The sequence below is a fragment of the Pseudomonas sp. UM16 genome (genome assembly GCF_050312595.1).
GTDB lineage: Bacteria > Pseudomonadota > Gammaproteobacteria > Pseudomonadales > Pseudomonadaceae > Aquipseudomonas.
The window spans coordinates 54,831-71,550 of the sequence record NZ_JBNPJT010000004.1 but is presented as its reverse complement, the minus strand read 5'-3'; the positions used below and the strand labels follow the sequence as shown (position 1 = coordinate 71,550).

The following is a 16,720-nucleotide window of genomic DNA, read 5'->3' as shown; positions in this document are numbered from 1 at the left end:
TCTTCGGCTCAGGCAGCGTTGACAGTCGGTACGGTCCAGGCGTCGTAGCCGTAGACCCAATCGGCATTGCCGCCGGCTTTGAGCCACTGGTTGCCACGCGAGCCGATCTGGATCTGGCTGGTGCGTGCCAGGCGTGACTGTTGGTAGCCCTGCAAGGCATTGGCGATTTGAGCGGTGTCAGTCATACCCTGAAGATGACGCGCCAGCACCACGGCATCTTCGATGGCCTGACCTGCGCCTTGAGCCATGAACGGCATCATCGGGTGGCAGGCGTCACCGAGCAGGGTGATTGCGCCTTCAGACCAGTACGGCAGTGGGTCACGCTCATACAGTGCGGTTTTCAGTACCTCGTCGCAGGCGTCAAGCAGGGCGCGGGCATCGGGGTGGAAGTCCTGGTAATGACTGCGCAGCTCTGCAGCGTCGCCAGCCGTGGTCCAGGATTCCAAGTGCCAGCTGTCTTGGGCGGTGGTGGCGAAGATGAAGATGTCGCGGCCTTGATTGAGCGGAAAGGTGACGATCTGGCTTTCGGCGTTCGGCCCCCACCATTTGGTAAAGGCTTGAATGTTCGGTACATGAGCCACACGTTCGGCCGGGACCACCGCGCGGTAGGCGACCACGCCGGTAAAGCGTGGCTGCTCGTCGCCGAACAGCGCGTTGCGCACCACCGAATGAATACCGTCGGCACCGATCAGCAGGTCAGCGCGTCGCTGGCTGCCATCCTTGAAGCGCAGCTCGACGCCATTGGCATCCTGCAACACCTGCTCGGCGCGTTTGCCGAATTGCACGTTTTGCAGCGGAAACACATCGGCCAAGGCTGCCAGCAAATCGGCGCGGTGGATGGTCAATTGCGGCGCGCCGTACTGGCTTTCGGCGGCGTCGGCCATTTCCAGGCGCGAGGTTTCCTCGCCGCTGTCCCACATCCGGCTGATCCGGTGGGTTGGCCGTGCGGCGGGTACGCGCACGGCGGGGCCAACACCCAAACCATCAAGGGCGCGGACAGCATTGGGGGTCAGGTTGATATCGGCACCCACACGCAAAAAGGCTTTGGACTGTTCGAAAACGCTAACCTGGTGACCGGCCTGGCGCAGGGCGATGGCGGCGGTCAGGCCGCCGATACCGGCACCGGCGATGGCAATGTTCAATGAAGTCATGGACCGCTCCTGCTCAGGGCTTGGGTTTGTCGGTGAGAAACTTGCCTTGCGGTGCTTCGACATGTTGCTGGCGCCGGGTGTTGCCATCGATGCCACCGGCAATCGCCCATTCGGCGAACACCGTGGGCCCCGGTTCGAACTCGCGCGGTTGCCACTCGCCGGTCAGCTGGTCTTCGTCGGCGTAGTACTCGACCAACGCACCGGCCGGGTTCTTGAAGTACCAGAAAAATGCTGACGAAACCGGGTGGCGCCCCGGGCCGATCTCGGTGGTCCAGCCGCTGCGGGAGATGTGCATGCCACCACCGAACACTTCGTGCAGGTCGCGCACGGTGAATGCCACATGGTTGAGGCCAGCCCGTGGTGCTGGTAGTTGCAGCATGAACAGGTCGTGGTGGCCGCCTTCTTCGGCGGTGCGCAGGAAGGCGCCGCGGTTGGGGTAGCGGTCCGAGGCCTGGAAGCCAAAGCGCTCATGGTAGAACGCTTCACAGGCGTTGACGTCTTTGACGAAGAACACCACGTGGCCGACCTCGATGGGCGTGGCGCGCTCGTAGACCGGCGCCGGTTTGTTGATCCGGCCCTTGGTCTGCCACGTGTTGTGGCCGCTGCATTCGATATCCAGGGCGCGCTTACGGGTGACTTGCAGGCGAATTGCCAGGCCGTTGGGGTCGGTGCAGCCGATGCGTCCATTGTGTTCGACAAAGCCAGGATCATTGGCGATGCGTTGGCTGTACAGCGCCAGGTCAGCTTCGTTCTCCACGCCCCAGACCACTTCGCGCACAGTCGAGCTTGGCTCGATGGCCGGCGGCAGGTCGGCCTTGTTGATGTCAGCCAGGACCACGCGGCAACCGTTGAGGGTTTCGAAGATCACTTGGTCCGGCTGTTCACTGACCTTGCTCAGGCCCCAGTCGCTGAAAAACTGTACGCAGGTGTCGAGGTCTTCGACGCCATAGGTGACTTCATCAATGCCGAGCACACTCATGAGCTTGCCTCCACACCGGCCCAGGCCAGTGGCTGTTCGTTCATGCCCCAGTAGAGGCTTTTCTGTTCCATGTACTGCAGGATCCCCAGACGGCCTTTTTCACGTCCAAGGCCGCTGTCGCGCCAGCCGCCGAACGGGGTAGCGATGGAGAACTGCTTGTAGGTGTTGATCCACACTGTGCCTGCCTGGATCTTGCGCCCCAGCGCCCAGGCGCGTTTGTAGTCGCGGCTCCAGATCCCGGCGGCAAGGGCGTACAGGCTGTCATTGGCCTGTTCGATCAACTGTGCTTCGCTGTCGAAGGGCATGGCCACCAGCACCGGGCCGAAGATTTCTTCCTGGCAGGTTTGCTGGCTGTTATCCAGGCCTTCAAGAATGGTGGGCGGGTAGAAGTAGCCCTGGTCGAAAATGCCTCCACGCGGACGCTCTCCTCCGAGCAGCAGACGACCGCCTTCGGCCAAGCCCAGCGCCACATAGCGCTCGACTGACTCGCGGTGGCCGGCGCTGATCAACGGGCCCATCTGGGTACTTTCATCGGCCGGGTCGCCCAGACGCAAGCGCGCAGCGCCGGCGACCAGGCGCTGCATGAACGGCTCATACAGGGCGCGGGCAACGAACAGTCGCGAACCGGCAATACAGGCTTCGCCCGAAGAGCTGAAGATGCCATAGAGCACCCCGGCCACGGCGTGGTCGAGGTCGGCGTCGTCGAGGACGATGGTCGGTGATTTACCGCCCAGTTCCAGCGACACCGGCATCATCTTGTCGGCAGCGATATGGGCGATGTGCTTGCCGGTTTTGGTCCCGCCGGTGAACGACACACGCTTGATCAACGGATGTTGGGTCAAGGCGTCACCCAGTAGCGAACCTTTACCCGGCAAGACGCTGATCAGGCCTTTGGGCAACCCTGCGTCTTCGCAGATCTGCGCCAACTGCAGGGCCAGGAGCGGGGTGATTTCAGCTGGCTTGATCACCACCGCATTACCGGCGGCCAGCGCCGGGGCAACCTTTTGTGCTTCGCTGGCAATCGGCGAGTTCCACGGCGTAATGGCGGCGACCACGCCCATCGCGTCATAGACACTCATGCTGACGAAATCGCCGCGGGAGGGGGTGATGGTTTCTTCCAGGGTTTCGCAGGCCGCGGCAAAGAACTGGAAGGTGCCGGCGGCACTGGCCACCAGGGCACGGGTTTCATTGATCGGCTTGCCGTTGTCCTGGCGTTGCAGTTGCGCCAACTCTTCGCTGCGCTGACGGATCAGTTCGGCGATGCGATAGAGCACGACGGCTCGCTCGTGCGGCTTGCGCTGGGCCCAGCCGCTGTTGAGGAAGGCCTGATGCGCGCCTTGCACGGCCTCGTTGACATCATCGAGGCTGGCGGCGTTGAGCCACGCCACCGGCTCGTCGGTGGCCGGGTAGCGCGTGGCATAGCGCTCACCGCCACCTTGGCGCCAGGTTCCGGCGATGCAAATAGGTAATGTCTGTTCCAGAGTCATCGACGTTCCCCTAAATGGAAATGGCGTGCGCGTGGTTGCCCAGGGCGCGGACCACGCTGTACACGGTCAGCGCCGAGGTTTTCGGGTTGGCTTGCAGCGGCTTGCCGCGCAGGCTCATCTCAAAACCACCAAAGGCGCCACGGGCTTCGAAGTGGTGGACGTTTTCTTCGCTTTGCGGGTCGGCGATCAGCGTTACCCGCGTACGGTCCAGGCCCAGCCCGGCCAGCGACAGGGTGGCGGCGACGTTGGCGTTCTTCGGATACAGCCGCGCCGCTTCGCGGGCGCTGCCGTGGAAAATCACCGTGGCTTCGCTGATTGCTTCCAGGTCGCAGACCTGCTCGGCGGGGGTGTTCTTCCAGGCCCGAGCCGGTTTGCGTCCGGTGTAATCGACCGAATCCAGGCCACCGACCTTGGCCGCCGACAGCGCATCGATGCCACCGATGGCGCCGGGCAGTAGCTCGATGCGGGTATTGCCACGCGCTGCCGCAGCTTCCAGGCGCTCGACCAGGCCCGGCTCGGACAGCGCGCCGACTGAGACGATCAGGCAGGCGATGCCGCGCTCCAGCGCCGGCAGCACGTGTTCTTCAATGGCCAGGTGACCGGCGCACTCGACCAACAGGTCCGGGCGCGCCTCGGCGGGCAGGGCGGTAAGCACCTGCGGCGGGCGCTTGAAGCTGGCCAGGCGCTGTTGCACCAAGGCTTCGGAGCCGGCCGAGGCGATCACCTGCTCGACGCGCAGCTGCGGGTCGTTCTCCAGCAGTTCCAGCACCGCGACGCCGATGGCGCCGCAGCCGATCATGGTGATATTGAGCATGCTCAAGTCCTCAGGCCGTGGCTTTCTGGGCTTTGGTTTCGCTGTTGGGGGGACCGGCGAACTGGGTGGCGAAGCCGCCGACACTGAGCATGTCGACTTCCAGCAGGAACGGGCCGCCTTGGCTCAGGGCGTTGTCGAGCACCGCGCCGAAGTCTTTCAGGTCGCTGACCAGGCCATGGCGCAGGCCAATCGACTCGGCGAGCTTGGTGTAGTCCGGGGTGTGCAGCTCGACGTAGGCGTGACGGGCGCCATAGATGGCGTCCTGAATGTTGCGAATCACCCCGTAGCGTTGGTCGTTCATCAGCAGGATCACCACGTTGGCCTTCTCTTGCACCAGGGTCGCCAGCTCACCGAGGTTGAGGATGAAGCCGCCGTCCCCGGCCAGGGCGAAGACTTTGCGCTGTGGGTCGGTTTCTGCGGCCGCCACGGCCGCCCCGATACCCATGGCCAGACCTTGACCAATACCGCCACCGAGGGCGTGCACGCCTGCCAGCGGGTGATACAGGTTGAGCAGGCGATTACCCCAGATGCTGTTGGACAAGGTCACGTCGCGGACCCAGGAGAAGTTGCGCCCGGTCAGCCCCTGCAGCTGTTCGACCATGGCCGAATACGGGCCCAGGTCTGCCACCAATTGTGCCCGCGACTGTGCACGCACGGCCTTGAGTTCGTCGATGAAGCTTGGGTCGATGTTCAGCCGTCCCTCAAGACGGTCGGCCAGGCCATCAAGGGCCAGAGCTGAATCACCGCAAATGAACAGTTCGCTGGAATAGCTGCGGCCTTCGATCGCCGGGTTGGCGTCGATGCGCAGGGTGGTGCGTGGCAGCTTCAGGGCGTACTTGAAGGTCTCGTTGCTGCGCAGGCGCGAACCGGCCACAACCAGCGCATCGCAGGTTTGCAGGAAGCCTTCGACCAGCTTGTTCTGCGAGAAGGCACCCAGGCAACGTTCATCGTCTTCGTTGACCACACCGCGACCCTGGGTCGAGGTGATCACGCCGACGCCCATGTCCAGCAGGCGCTTGATCTGCGCGCCAGCATGTCGCGCGCCACCCCCGAGCCACAGTAGCGGGCGGGTGGCACTGGCCAGGCGTTCGGCAACCAGGTCGAGGGCTTCCGGTGCCGGCACCGCCACCGGGATTGGCAGGGGTGAGAGATCGGTGGGCATGGGAATGAAGGTCGACTGGATGTCGATCGGAATCTCGACACTGACCGGGCCAGTGGGCGCGGTCAGTGCGGTTTGCACCGCCAGCTTCAGGGTGCTCAGCGCGGTTTCGACACTGCGTACACGGAAGGCTGCCTTGGACACTGCCTTGAGCATGGTCAGTTGATCACGGGCCTCGTGGATGTAGGCGAAGTCCTGATCCAGGTACGGGGTTTCGATCTGGCCGGTGATGTGCAGCAGCGGCGTGCCGGCGGTCAGCGCTTCTACCAGCGCCCCGGCGGCATTGCCGGCAGCGGTGCCGGTGGAGGTCAGGCACACACCCAGGCCACCAGTGGTGCGGGCGTAGGCGTCGGCCATGTTGGTTGCCCCGGCTTCGCCACGGGCCATGACGAAACGGATGTTGCCGCGCACGGCGAAGGCATCGAGGATCGGCATGTTGTGGATCGAGATCACGCCGAAGGCGGCCTTGACTTCGCATTGTTCGAGAAAGGCGGTGATGGCGGCGCCAACGGTGACAGTATTTTCATTACGCATGGCGGGACAGGCCTCCAGAAACATCGATATGGCTGCCAGTGGTGTAAGCCGACAGGGGCGAAGCCAGGAACAGGATGGCTTGGGCTGCCTCTTTAGGCAGGCCCAGGCGACCCAGGGGAATATGCTTGCGTTGCGCTAGCTGCGCGGTCCATTGCGACCAGTCGAGGTCGCGCTCTTGGCGAGCTTCGAAGCGGCGGCGCCACTGGCCGGACTCGACCAGGCCAATGAGAATGCCGTTGACTCGAATGCCTTTTTCAGCGAACTCGATTGCCATTGAGCACACCAGATTCTTCAGGCCAGCGCGAGCGGCCGAGGTCGCGACCATGTGCGGTTCGGGCTGGCTGGCCAGCAGCGAGTTGACGCAGACGATAGCGGCGCCGGCCTGGCTGTGCAGTTGCGCCAGGAAGGCGCGTACCGGGTAGATCACCGAGAAGAACTTCAGCTGCAGCTCTTCACTCCAGGCTTCATCGCTGGTGTCAGCGAAGGTTGAAAGCCGGCCTTGGCCGGCGTTGTTGATCAGCACCTGGGCCGGGCCGAGTGCAGCCAGACTGGCAGCGGCAAATGCCTTGACCGAGTTGGCGTCGAGCACATCACAGACGCATGCCAGTAAGCGTGCCTCGGGGAAGCGTTCACGCAGACGTGCTTCGGCGCTGTCCAGGCGTTGCTGGTTGCGGCCGCAAAAAGCCACTGCCGCACCGGCTTCAAGCAGTTGTTCGACGCAAGCCAGGCCGATTCCAGAGGAGCCGCCAGTGACGATGGCCGTACGCCCTTGCAGTTGATAAAGGCTGCTCATCTCAATCCCTCATCAGGGCAGTGACGCGGCCGGAGCCGACGTTTGGCGTGTAGTTGAGCAGGCGTGACAGCTCATCGGCGTTGCCGCGTACGTGGCCGAGCAAACCGTCGAAATTGATATGGCCAACTTGCGCCGTCGGAATGGTTACGCCCATGGCGGCGACCACCTTGCCGCTGTGATCGCGCACCGGGGCGGCAATGGTCGAGATCGACGGCTCGAAGAAACCTTCGCCGCTAACATAGCCGCGCTGACGGTCGCTCTGCACCAGGTCGAACAGCTCCAGCACGGTTTTCGGCGTGCACGGCGAGTGCTGCTCCAGGTGTTCTTCCGGGTACAGTTCGCGCAGTTCGGCCAGGCTCAGGTCTTCCAGCAGAATGCGCCCGAGCACCGTGGCGTGGGCCGGCAGGCGGGTGCCGACATTGACCGCGCTGGAGAACACCGATGGTGGCGAGACTTTGGCCACATAGACAATCGAGCGTCCGTCGCGCACCACCAGGTTGCTCGGGTAGTTGAGGTGGTCGCACAGCCGAGCCAGCAACGGCTGACCCAATTCGGTCAACTCCAGCGAGGCCAGGTATTCAAAGCCCAGGCGCAGTACCGACATGCCCAGACGGTATTCGTTGCCGCTACGGGTGACGAAGCCCATGGTTTCCAAGGTGGTCAACAGGCGAAAGATGGTCGAGCGAGGCAGCTCCAGGCGCCGCGCCAGTTCCGGGGCGGTCAGGGTGCGGTTTTGCCGGCTGAATTCACAGAGCAGCAACAGGCCGCGCTCAAGGCCGGGGACGATGTATTTGTCCTGGTTGTCCTTCAACAGATCCGAATCATTCATAGCGCAGTACCTGTCAGTGAGACGTCGAGGGCTCGGGCAAGCAGGCTTGCCACCGCCTCGGGTTGTTCGATCGGGCTGGCATGACCAGCCTCGGCAATTAGCTGCAACGGCGCGCCCAGGGTGCCGGCCAGGGCCTGGCAGTCGGCTGGCGTGGTGATGCTGTCGGCGGCGCCGCAGTGCACTTCGCAAGGCACGGCCAGATCGGCGTAGCGCAGCAGGTCGTCGCCACAGAGCAGCTCGATGGCCTGGCGATAGCCTTGGGGAATCAGGCGCGCCATGTTCCATTGCACCCAGGCGCGGGCTTCGGCGCTGGCCGCTGGCGAGAGCATGTGCGCACTGCGCTGGCTGGCCATGGCGGCGATGCCCAGTTGCTCCAGCGCGTGCAGGCGTTTGCTGCGTACTTCGCCAGCCTGTTCGGCACGGGCCGGGTCGCCATAGCCGCGAGCAGGGCTGATCAACACCAGGCGCCGGATGCGCTGCGGTTGCTGGTAAGCCAGGGCCGCAGCGCTGAGGGCGCCGAGGGAATGGCCGGCCAGCACACAGCTATCAATGTGCAGGGCATCGAGCAGTTGCCGCAGGCGCCGGGCATAGTCCGCGGCCTTGGGGGCAGCGGCGGCGAGCGGGCTGGAGTCGCCGTAGCCCGGCGCGTCCCAGGCAATTACCCGGGTGCGCTGGCTCAGTTGCACGGCCACCTGCAGCCAGGACGCGGCGCCGGAGCCAATGCCATGCAGCAGCACAATGGCAGGCCCGTGCCCGGCTTCGCGGATCGCCTGGGCCCCGTCGGCCAGTTGCACCAGGCGCTGGGGGAAGCGCTGCTGCAACTGTGCCTCAAGGGCGGCGAGCGAGTTGTCGGTGGCGTGCATCATGGCTTTACCCGCGCTTGATCGAAGCCAGCGGATGCGCTGGCGGATAGGTCGGGGTGACCGGCTTTTTCGCGCCGAGCATCACGCACATCAGCGCGTCTTCATCACCGATGTTGATCTCCTCGCGGTAGACGCCCGGCGGCACCGAAATCAGATCACGGTCGGTGAGCACGGTTTCGAAGCGCTCGCCGTCTTTTTCGATGATCACCTTGAGCTTGCCGCGCAGCACGAAGAACACTTCTTCGACGTCGGTGTGAATGTGCGGCGGACCTTCATGGCCGGCCGGAATGACCATGGTCGAGAAGGTGAAGTGCTCTGAGGGGATGGTGTTCATGTCACTGTTGACCCCGGTGCCACCGGTGCCGACATAGCGCATTTGCGCACGACGGAATTTGGGGTCGTAGTCAGCCTGGAATTTCAGCGCATCCCAGTCGTACTTGCGGGTTTCATAGCGGGCGATACGGGTTTGCATCCAGCCGGCCAGGTCCGAGCCTGTCGGTTGTTCCCAGGTCTTTGGCGCGTCGTGTTGTACGGAAAGGTCAGTCATGGGTTTCTCCTTGCTCAAGGCATGACGAACCCGCCGTTGACCGGCAGGGTTTGTCCAGTGATGAAGCGCGACAGATCGGACAGGGCGAACAGCACGGCGCCGCTGACGTCTTCGGGCAGTTGCGGGCGTTGAATCGCCCGTTGTTCGGTGTACAGGCGGTGGCGGGCTTGTGGCACGTAGGCGGTGGCTTCAACCAGCACCAGGCCTGGGGCAATGGCGTTGACGGTGATGTTGTCGCTGCCCAGTTCGCGGGCCAGGCTGCGAGTCATGGCGATGATCGCGCCTTTGCTGGCGACGTAGGCCAGCAGGTTTGGCGCGCCCCACAGCGGCGTGTCGGAGGCCAGGTTGATCACTGCACCCTTGCCGCAGGCGCGCAGCGCCGGCAGGCAGGCGCGGGTCATCAGCCAGGTGCCGCGTACGTTGACTTGCATGACCTGGTCCCAGGTCTCGATGGCCAGTTGTTCGCAGCTCTTGCCACCGGAGTTGGTGATCGAGGCGTTGTTGACCAGGCCGTCGAGACCGCCGAGCACCGCGCAGGATTGGGCGACACAGGCTTTGATCGAATCGGGGTTGCTCAGGTCGAGGGTCACGCCAGTGACCTGCAGGCCCTGTTCGCGCAGTTCACAGGCAGCCTGTTGCACACGTTCGGCAAGAATGTCGGCGATCACCACCTGGGCTCCGGCCTGGCCAATGGCCTGGGCAAAGGCATAGCCCAGGCCGCGGGCGCCACCGGTGACCAGTACGCGACGACCTTCAAGCATGGTTTTGAATGGGCTCATCATTGGGTACTCAGCATGGCTTTGGGCAGGTAGTGCAGTACGCGTTTCTCCGCCCAGACCACGGCGCCGTAGGCCAGCACGCCGATCAGGGTGAGCATGACAATGGCGACGAACACCCCAGCGGTGTTGCCTTGGCCTTCAGCGTCCACCAGCAAGAAGCCCAGGCCCTGGTTGCCGCCGACCAGTTCGCCGACCGTGACGCCGATCACCGCCAGGGTAGAAGCGATACGCAGGCCGGAGAACAGCGCGGCCATGGCCGATGGGAACTCCACCAGGCGGAAGATCTGCCAGCGGCTGGCGTTCATGGTGCGCACCAGGTTGATCATGTCCGGGTCCACGGTGCGGATCGCCGAGAGCACGTTGATCATCACCGGGAAGAACACGATGAGGATGGCAATCAGAATCTTGGGGTAGATGGTGTAGCCCAGCCACATCACGAACAGCGGTGCGAACGCCACTTTGGGGGCGATCTGCAGGGCCAGGATGTAGGGTGAGAGCATGGCTTCAGCCGACGGCGACAGGCCCAGCGAAACCCCGATGGCGACCCCCAGCAAGGCGCCGAGGCCGAAACCGACAATGATCTCGAACGCGGTGATCAAGGTATGCTGGAGCAGGCTGCTCGATTGCCACATCACCAGGCTTTCTTGCGCCACACGGCTCAGTTGCGGCATGACGAACTCAGGCATGCCAAGCAGGCCCGGGCCCCATTGCCAGAGCAGCAGGAACACTATCAGCAGGGCGACGCTGCCGATTACGGAAGAGTTGAGGTTTTTCATCGGGCAGCGCTCGTGGTTTCGATGAACTGGTTGGTGTAAAGCTCGTCGAGCTTGGGTTCCTTGGCGACGATGCCTTCGCTGACGTAGAACCTGCGCACCGCGTCCAGGCGTGCCGGATCGATCTGCCCGAGCACGGCCTGGTTGGCATAGACATGCTCGACGTACAGGCGCAGGGTCTTCTCCAGCGCCGCTTCTTTACCGGCGTAGGCCGGCACCGCCTTGGCGAAGGTCGCGGCCGCGGCTTTCGGGTCCTGGATGATGTCGCGCATACCCTGCAAGGTGGCCTGGACCACGCCGCCGACAATCTGCGGCTGGTGCTTGATGGCGTCATCGGAAGCCAGGATCGCCTGGGCCATACTTTCGAAGATTTGCTCCTGGGGGATCAGGCTGATCTTCAGCCCGGCGTCTTCGGCATTGACTACCCAGTCCGGAACACCGGCCATGGCTTGCGCCTTGTTGGCCGAGAACAGCTGCCACACACCCGAGGGGCCAGCGGCCTGGATATCGACATCGTTCTTGCCCAGGCCGGCTTTGCGCAGCGAAGCGAGCAGGGCGTAGTAGGTGGTGTCGGAATAGGACATCACGGTCAGGGTCTTGCCTTTGAGGTCCTTGACCGACTGGATGTGCTCATCGGCGTTGGTGGCAATCATGGTCACTCCACCGGCGCCCAGCACGGCGACGGCACGCACCGGAATGCCGTTGGCGCGGACTACGATTGGGGTATCGCCAATGGCGCCACCGACCAGGGCGTTGCCGGCACCGATCTGTTTGGCGACATCAACGCCACCCTTGGCGGCGATGAAGGTCAGGTCCAGGTTGTTGGCGCTGTAGTAACCCTTCTCTTTGGCGATGATCCATGGGGCGAAGGCCGGCGAGTTGGGCGGCGCGGGTAGCAGGTAGGTGACCTTGGTAGGCTCGGCCTGGGCGGTCAGCGACAGGCCAAGACTCAGACCAATAACGGCTAGGCGTTGCAGCAGGGACGTGATCATGCGTACTCCTGAATCGGTTGAGAGCGGTGAGGCGTTGATCAATGCAGTTCGGTGTCTTCGCCAACTTTCAGCAGTGCCATCAGGCGACCGGCCAGTGGGCCGATCTCCGGCAACTTGCGCCGTTCCAGCGGGTTGTCGCGAAACGGCAGGTCGACGCTGATTTCTTCGATGATGGTGCCGGGGCGGGCGCTCATCACCAGCAGACGGTCAGACATGGCGATGGCCTCGACTAGGTCATGGGTGATGAACAGTGCGGTCTTCTTTTCTTCGAACAGCATCCGGGCCAGGTCTTGTTGCAGAATCATCTTGGTCTGCGCATCAAGGGCCGAGAAAGGCTCGTCGAGAAACAGCACTTGCGGGTCGATGGCCAGGGTCCGGGCCAGGGCGGCGCGCTGGCGCATGCCACCCGACAGCTGGAACGGGTAGTGGTCGGCAAAGCCTTGCAGGTGGCAACGCTTGAGCAGATCCTCGGCGATTGGCTGGCGCTGAGCGGCGGCCATGCCCTGGATTTCCAGGCCCAGCTCGACGTTGCGACGGATACTGCGCCAAGGCATCAGCAGGTCCTTCTGCAACATGAAGGCAACTTTTTGCACCGGGCCGGTTACTGGCTGACCGCCGACGAAGACTTCACCTTCGCTGGGGCGATACAGGCCTGAGCCCATATTGAGGATGGTGCTTTTGCCGCAGCCGGAAGGGCCGATGATCGAGACCACTTCGCCGCGACGAATCTTGAAATTCACCTCGCGAATGGCGAAAGGTGCTTCGGACTTCCCCTTGGCCGGGAAGCACTTGCCGACATTACGAAACTCGATTTCGGTCGGCGCCGGGTCTTCCTTGGCGTTCGGTGTATTCCACTGAGGGGTGATTGCGTACATCTCTTTCACAGCCATTGGGGAAGCTCTCTGGTCTGTTTTATAGGTGATACGCCGTTTAGTGCATGAACAATGCCAATTGTTTAATCAGTAGTTTTTATTTAAAAAACGCTTATTTATTAATTGGTTAGGTGTTTAAGGTGAAAAACATATTGTTTTATATATGAAACAAGGTTTTCTATATGGCACGAAATTGCACAACAACTGCGCGTGGCAATTGCAGAGGCAAAGAAAAGGGGCTTTTTTCGGTAACGGAAGGGAAAGACTGGTTTCATGGGTGAAACCAGATAAGCATCGCTGGCGACGCCAGCTCCCACAAGGTTGGACGTGCGGGAGCCTTATCGAACTCGTCTCAGGCGCGAGCCGGCTTGCCGACCGTCGCGGGCTTGAGCACCAGCCACAACGCCACGGCAATCAACAGTCCACCATACAAGTGTGCCATCGACAACGGCTCATCCAGCAGCCAGGCCCCCCACAGCACCCCAAATGCCGGGATCATAAAGGTCACGGTACTGGCCTTGACCGGGCCGATTTCGCTGAGCAGGCGGAAATAGAGGATGTAGGCAAACGCCGTACACACCAGGCCCAAGCCCAGCAACGACAGCCATACCTCCCAGCCACCCCAGCTTGCCGGTGGCTGGCTTATCACGCTGTAACCGAACAGCGGTAACAGCAATAACGTCGCTCCCATCATGCTGCCCAGTGCCGACAGCCGGCTGTCGAGACCGCCCTGATGGTCAAGCCAGCGCCGCGCGAGGAAGCCGGCAAAACCGTAGCAGGTGGTCGCCGCCAGGCAGGAGAGGGCGCCTTGCAGCAATTGTTGGTCGAACGCCACCGGGCCTGCGCCGCTGAGAATGCCGACACCTAACAAACCGAGAAAGATGCCACTGAGCTTGGCCAGGGTCATCGGCTCGCGAAAGAACAGCGCACCAATCAATACACCCATCAGCGGCGTGGTGGCATTGAAGATTGCCGAGTAACCGGCCGGCAACACCTGGGCCGCTACCGAATAGAGCGTTGCTGGAATCCCCGAGTTGATCATGCCCAGTACCAGGCAGGCTTTGAGTTTGCCGTTGAAGTCCCAGCGCACGCGCAGCAGGGCGAGTATTACCAGCAAGCCAAGGCAGGCAATCGACACCCGAAAGAAGGCGGTCGGCACCGTACCAATTACCGGCGCGATGATGCGCATGAACAGAAAGCTAGCCCCCCAGACAGCGGCAAGTATTAATAGGCGGGTGACAGCGATGGGGCTCATGGGGCTCTCCGGGTCCTTTGGGGCGGGGCGCGAGTTTACGCCAGAACTCAAGGTCGGCTCTCTCCCTTTCTTGCGCTGATATTGCCGAGACGGTGAGTTTGGCCGAAACACCCATGTCGCCAGGCTTTCCCTGCCTTCGGCGACTGGCTAAGCTCAGGCTTCGACATTCCCGCAGAGGTCTGATGTATGCCCCAGCACTGGCCGGCCGCCGCAATCGCCCGGATGATCCTCGATGGCTTCGACGATTACCGTGAGCATTTTCGCCAGATCACCATCGGCGCCCGCGAGCGATTTGAACACGCGCAGTGGCAACAGACCCAGAGCGCTTCAGCGGCGCGGATCAACCTCTATGAGGACAAGGTCAGTGAGGTCAGCGCTTGGCTGCACACCGCGTTTGCCGACGAGGTGTTGTTGGATGTGGCGCAGTGGCCGCTGGTCAAGAGCGCCTATATCGGCCTGATCGACCCACGGCTGGACGATGAGCTGTCGGAAACCTGGTACAACTCGATCTTCTGCAGCCTGTTCAGTCATGACCTGATCAGTGATGGCTGCATGTTCATCCATACCACCCGGCCTTCGCTGCGCAGTCACGAACGTGCAGCGCAAACCCGTACCTACCGGCCGCAGGGCAGCCTGGCCAGCGTGCTGGCGCAGATTTTCGCCGACTACTGCTTTGATGTCCCTTATGGTGACCTGCACGGCGACCTGACCCGTCTCGAAGCACAGTTGCGTGAGCATTTGCCAGACTGGGTGTGCAAGGACCCGGCGCTGGCGGTGGAGTTGTTTTCACCGGTGTTGTACCGCAACAAAGGCGCCTATCTGGTCGGGCGCCTGTATACCCAGGATGAGCAATGGCCGTTGGTGATACCGTTGCTGCACCGTGAAGGCCACGGTATCGAGATCGATGCACTGATCACCGACGAGGCCGAGGTGTCGATCATTTTCTCGTTCACCCGTTCCTACTTTATGGTTGATGTGCCGGTGCCTGCCGACTTTGTCAGCTTCCTCAAGCGCATCCTGCCGGGCAAGCACATTGCCGAGTTGTACACCTCGATCGGTTTCTACAAGCACGGTAAGTCGGAGTTCTACCGGGCGCTGATCAACCACCTGGCCAACACCGACGACCGCTTCATCATGGCCCCAGGGGTACGGGGCATGGTCATGAGTGTGTTTACCCTGCCGGGCTTCAACACGGTGTTCAAGATCATCAAGGACCGCTTCTCGCCGTCCAAAAGCGTTGATCGGGCCACCGTGATTGATAAATACCGGCTGGTGAAAAGCGTCGATCGGGTCGGGCGCATGGCCGATACCCAGGAGTTTTCCGACTTCCGCTTCCCGTTGGGCAAGTTTGAACCTGAGTGTCTGGCCGAACTGCTGGAAGTAGCGCCTTCGACGGTGCAGGTCGAAGGCGATACGGTGCTGGTGCGCCACTGCTGGACCGAGCGGCGCATGACTCCGCTCAACCTTTATCTGGAAAATGCCAACGATGCCCAGGTGCGTGAAGCCCTGGACGACTACGGTCTGGCGATCAAACAGCTGGCGGCGGCGAACATCTTTCCCGGTGACATGTTGTTGAAGAACTTCGGCGTCACCCGCCATGGCCGGGTGGTGTTCTATGACTATGATGAAATCTGCTTTCTCACCGAGGTCAATTTCCGCTACATCCCGCCGCCGCGTTATCCGGAGGACGAAATGTCCGGTGAACCGTGGTACTCGATCGGCCCGCACGATGTGTTCCCTGAGGAGTTTCCACCGTTTCTGTTCGCTGACGGTGGCCAGCGCCGGCTGTTCAGCCAGTTGCATGGCGAGTTATACGACGCCGACTACTGGAAGCGCCTGCAGGAGGCGATTCGTGGTGGCAAGGTGATTGACGTGTTTCCGTATCGGCGCAAGGCGCGCTGATGCGTAGCCGCTGTCGCCAGGCTACGCCTGCATGCATTTCAACGCACTGAAATCCTTGCGCAGCTGGTCCAGTTTCTGTTCCAAGTGATGGCGTTGTTGCTGGCTACTCTGCGCCATGATGTCGACCAGCAACTTGCGCGCTGCCGCTTCGGCGCGTTGGTAGTTCAGGCGATACTCCGGGGTCCACAGGCTGTCGCGGTTTTTGAGCAAGCGCGTCAATTGTTGCTCGAAGCTTTCACTGTGGCGCTGTTCCATGGCCGCACTGAAGTGTGCCTGCCAGTTGGCCCGGTTGGCGATCCACTGGCGATTCTGTTCGCCCAGGCTTTGTGACCAGGTCATGATCCGTAACCGTTGCTGAGCACTCAGTTCCCCCAACCAAGGCGCCAGGCGTTTTTCCATGCGCTCGGCACGCCGCTCGATCTGCCGCGCCAAGGGGGTATCGACATACTTGGCCTGACGCTCGTTGATGTCTTCAGCGAAGGCCTGGCGCATTTCACGCACTTGCTCGTCATCCATCGCCCGCAGCAATTGTGCCGCTGACGGGGTGATTTGGTCCGCCACTTTGGCGATCGCCTGTTTTGCTTCCTGGGTGCGGGCTTGTAATTGCTGCTCGGTGATCTGATCGTTGGCGACCATTTGTCGGACTTCATCGATCCAGGCCACGTACCCGGGCAGTTGCGTGCGGCAATGCCAGGCCAGGTGCTGTTTGAGGCGCTGGTTGAGCCAGGTCTTTTGCTGGCGGTCCATGTTCAGATAATCATTGAGCGACCATGGCACCAGCACGTCGAGGTTGCGATACGCCAGGTCGATGCGGCTGCAGGACAGCACCAGCAGGGTCGAGAGCACCAGCAGTAGCAAAGGGCGCAAGTACTTGGGCAGGCAGGCGTACATGAGCGGATCCTTGCAAAGGCTTGCATGTCTTTATAGAACAGCCTGAGCCCTCGGGGGTTCCTTTTACCGATGGGTAACCAACGGCAACCGGGCGGTTTTG

General features: G+C 62.2%; 16 protein-coding genes. 1 reads left to right on the top strand and 15 read right to left on the bottom strand.

Annotated elements, in window-relative coordinates:
• Window positions 1-8: 8 nt before the first annotated feature.
• From ACQRAX_RS05625 to ACQRAX_RS05560, 14 genes are all read right to left on the bottom strand, one after another.
• Window positions 9-1,151 (bottom strand): FAD-dependent monooxygenase, encoded by a 1,143-nt coding sequence (locus tag ACQRAX_RS05625; protein ID WP_412038046.1) that lies wholly within the window; start codon window positions 1,149-1,151, stop codon window positions 9-11.
• A gap of 13 nt (window positions 1,152-1,164) precedes the next feature.
• On the bottom strand, window positions 1,165-2,130 hold the full coding sequence (locus tag ACQRAX_RS05620; protein ID WP_412038047.1) for a VOC family protein: 966 nt from the start codon (window positions 2,128-2,130) through the stop codon (window positions 1,165-1,167).
• On the bottom strand, window positions 2,127-3,617 hold the full coding sequence (locus ACQRAX_RS05615; protein WP_412038048.1) for an aldehyde dehydrogenase: 1,491 nt from the start codon (window positions 3,615-3,617) through the stop codon (window positions 2,127-2,129). The genes ACQRAX_RS05620 and ACQRAX_RS05615 overlap by 4 nt, the downstream gene beginning before the upstream one ends.
• Window positions 3,618-3,627: 10 nt before the next feature.
• On the bottom strand, window positions 3,628-4,431 hold the full coding sequence (locus ACQRAX_RS05610; protein WP_400172494.1) for an aspartate dehydrogenase: 804 nt from the start codon (window positions 4,429-4,431) through the stop codon (window positions 3,628-3,630).
• Between the two features lie 10 nt (window positions 4,432-4,441).
• The gene (locus ACQRAX_RS05605) at window positions 4,442-6,124 is read right to left on the bottom strand and encodes a thiamine pyrophosphate-binding protein (protein WP_412038049.1); all 1,683 of its coding nucleotides are present in this window, start codon (window positions 6,122-6,124) and stop codon (window positions 4,442-4,444) included.
• The gene (locus ACQRAX_RS05600) at window positions 6,117-6,917 is read right to left on the bottom strand and encodes an SDR family oxidoreductase (RefSeq protein WP_412038050.1); all 801 of its coding nucleotides are present in this window, start codon (window positions 6,915-6,917) and stop codon (window positions 6,117-6,119) included. Before ACQRAX_RS05600 ends, ACQRAX_RS05605 begins: the two co-directional genes overlap by 8 nt.
• Window position 6,918: 1 nt before the next feature.
• Window positions 6,919-7,746, bottom strand: a complete 828-nt coding sequence (locus ACQRAX_RS05595; RefSeq protein WP_412038051.1) for an IclR family transcriptional regulator — start codon at window positions 7,744-7,746, stop codon at window positions 6,919-6,921.
• Entirely contained in the window at window positions 7,743-8,612 is an 870-nt protein-coding gene (locus ACQRAX_RS05590; protein WP_412038052.1) for an alpha/beta fold hydrolase, read from the bottom strand. Before ACQRAX_RS05590 ends, ACQRAX_RS05595 begins: the two co-directional genes overlap by 4 nt.
• Before the next feature lie 4 nt (window positions 8,613-8,616).
• Window positions 8,617-9,156, bottom strand: coding sequence for a cupin domain-containing protein (locus ACQRAX_RS05585; RefSeq protein WP_412038053.1), 540 nt, complete (start codon window positions 9,154-9,156; stop codon window positions 8,617-8,619).
• 14 nt (window positions 9,157-9,170) lie between these two features.
• The gene (locus ACQRAX_RS05580; protein ID WP_412038054.1) at window positions 9,171-9,935 is read right to left on the bottom strand and encodes an SDR family oxidoreductase; all 765 of its coding nucleotides are present in this window, start codon (window positions 9,933-9,935) and stop codon (window positions 9,171-9,173) included.
• Window positions 9,935-10,711 (bottom strand): ABC transporter permease, encoded by a 777-nt coding sequence (locus tag ACQRAX_RS05575; RefSeq protein ID WP_412038055.1) that lies wholly within the window; start codon window positions 10,709-10,711, stop codon window positions 9,935-9,937. The genes ACQRAX_RS05580 and ACQRAX_RS05575 overlap by 1 nt, the downstream gene beginning before the upstream one ends.
• Complete coding sequence (locus tag ACQRAX_RS05570) at window positions 10,708-11,700, bottom strand: ABC transporter substrate-binding protein (protein WP_412038056.1); 993 nt, start codon at window positions 11,698-11,700, stop codon at window positions 10,708-10,710. Before ACQRAX_RS05570 ends, ACQRAX_RS05575 begins: the two co-directional genes overlap by 4 nt.
• 38 nt (window positions 11,701-11,738) lie before the next feature.
• On the bottom strand, window positions 11,739-12,575 hold the full coding sequence (locus tag ACQRAX_RS05565) for an ABC transporter ATP-binding protein (protein ID WP_412038429.1): 837 nt from the start codon (window positions 12,573-12,575) through the stop codon (window positions 11,739-11,741).
• 349 nt (window positions 12,576-12,924) lie between these two features.
• Window positions 12,925-13,827, bottom strand: a complete 903-nt coding sequence (locus ACQRAX_RS05560) for a DMT family transporter (RefSeq protein ID WP_412038057.1) — start codon at window positions 13,825-13,827, stop codon at window positions 12,925-12,927.
• 186 nt (window positions 13,828-14,013) lie between these two features.
• On the opposite strand from ACQRAX_RS05560, the gene aceK reads away from it, so the two are divergent.
• Complete coding sequence (aceK, locus tag ACQRAX_RS05555) at window positions 14,014-15,729, top strand: bifunctional isocitrate dehydrogenase kinase/phosphatase (protein ID WP_412038058.1); 1,716 nt, start codon at window positions 14,014-14,016, stop codon at window positions 15,727-15,729.
• A 21-nt stretch (window positions 15,730-15,750) separates the two neighbouring features.
• Here the strand turns inward: aceK and ACQRAX_RS05550 are convergent, their stop codons facing one another.
• The gene (locus tag ACQRAX_RS05550; RefSeq protein ID WP_412038059.1) at window positions 15,751-16,620 is read right to left on the bottom strand and encodes a DUF6279 family lipoprotein; all 870 of its coding nucleotides are present in this window, start codon (window positions 16,618-16,620) and stop codon (window positions 15,751-15,753) included.
• Between the last annotated feature and the right edge of the window lie 100 nt (window positions 16,621-16,720).

Bases quoted from the DNA above. Each gene is read 5' to 3' on its own strand.
- ACQRAX_RS05625 (WP_412038046.1), bottom strand. From the start codon at position 1,151: ATGACTTCATTGAACATTGCCATCGCCGGTGCCGGTATCGGCGGCCTG.
- ACQRAX_RS05620 (WP_412038047.1), bottom strand. From the start codon at position 2,130: ATGAGTGTGCTCGGCATTGATGAAGTCACCTATGGCGTCGAAGACCTC.
- ACQRAX_RS05615 (WP_412038048.1), bottom strand. From the start codon at position 3,617: ATGACTCTGGAACAGACATTACCTATTTGCATCGCCGGAACCTGGCGC.
- ACQRAX_RS05610 (WP_400172494.1), bottom strand. From the start codon at position 4,431: ATGCTCAATATCACCATGATCGGCTGCGGCGCCATCGGCGTCGCGGTG.
- ACQRAX_RS05605 (WP_412038049.1), bottom strand. From the start codon at position 6,124: ATGCGTAATGAAAATACTGTCACCGTTGGCGCCGCCATCACCGCCTTT.
- ACQRAX_RS05600 (WP_412038050.1), bottom strand. From the start codon at position 6,917: ATGAGCAGCCTTTATCAACTGCAAGGGCGTACGGCCATCGTCACTGGC.
- ACQRAX_RS05595 (WP_412038051.1), bottom strand. From the start codon at position 7,746: ATGAATGATTCGGATCTGTTGAAGGACAACCAGGACAAATACATCGTC.
- ACQRAX_RS05590 (WP_412038052.1), bottom strand. From the start codon at position 8,612: ATGATGCACGCCACCGACAACTCGCTCGCCGCCCTTGAGGCACAGTTG.
- ACQRAX_RS05585 (WP_412038053.1), bottom strand. From the start codon at position 9,156: ATGACTGACCTTTCCGTACAACACGACGCGCCAAAGACCTGGGAACAA.
- ACQRAX_RS05580 (WP_412038054.1), bottom strand. From the start codon at position 9,935: ATGAGCCCATTCAAAACCATGCTTGAAGGTCGTCGCGTACTGGTCACC.
- ACQRAX_RS05575 (WP_412038055.1), bottom strand. From the start codon at position 10,711: ATGAAAAACCTCAACTCTTCCGTAATCGGCAGCGTCGCCCTGCTGATA.
- ACQRAX_RS05570 (WP_412038056.1), bottom strand. From the start codon at position 11,700: ATGATCACGTCCCTGCTGCAACGCCTAGCCGTTATTGGTCTGAGTCTT.
- ACQRAX_RS05565 (WP_412038429.1), bottom strand. From the start codon at position 12,575: ATGTACGCAATCACCCCTCAGTGGAATACACCGAACGCCAAGGAAGAC.
- ACQRAX_RS05560 (WP_412038057.1), bottom strand. From the start codon at position 13,827: ATGAGCCCCATCGCTGTCACCCGCCTATTAATACTTGCCGCTGTCTGG.
- aceK (WP_412038058.1), top strand. From the start codon at position 14,014: ATGCCCCAGCACTGGCCGGCCGCCGCAATCGCCCGGATGATCCTCGAT.
- ACQRAX_RS05550 (WP_412038059.1), bottom strand. From the start codon at position 16,620: ATGTACGCCTGCCTGCCCAAGTACTTGCGCCCTTTGCTACTGCTGGTG.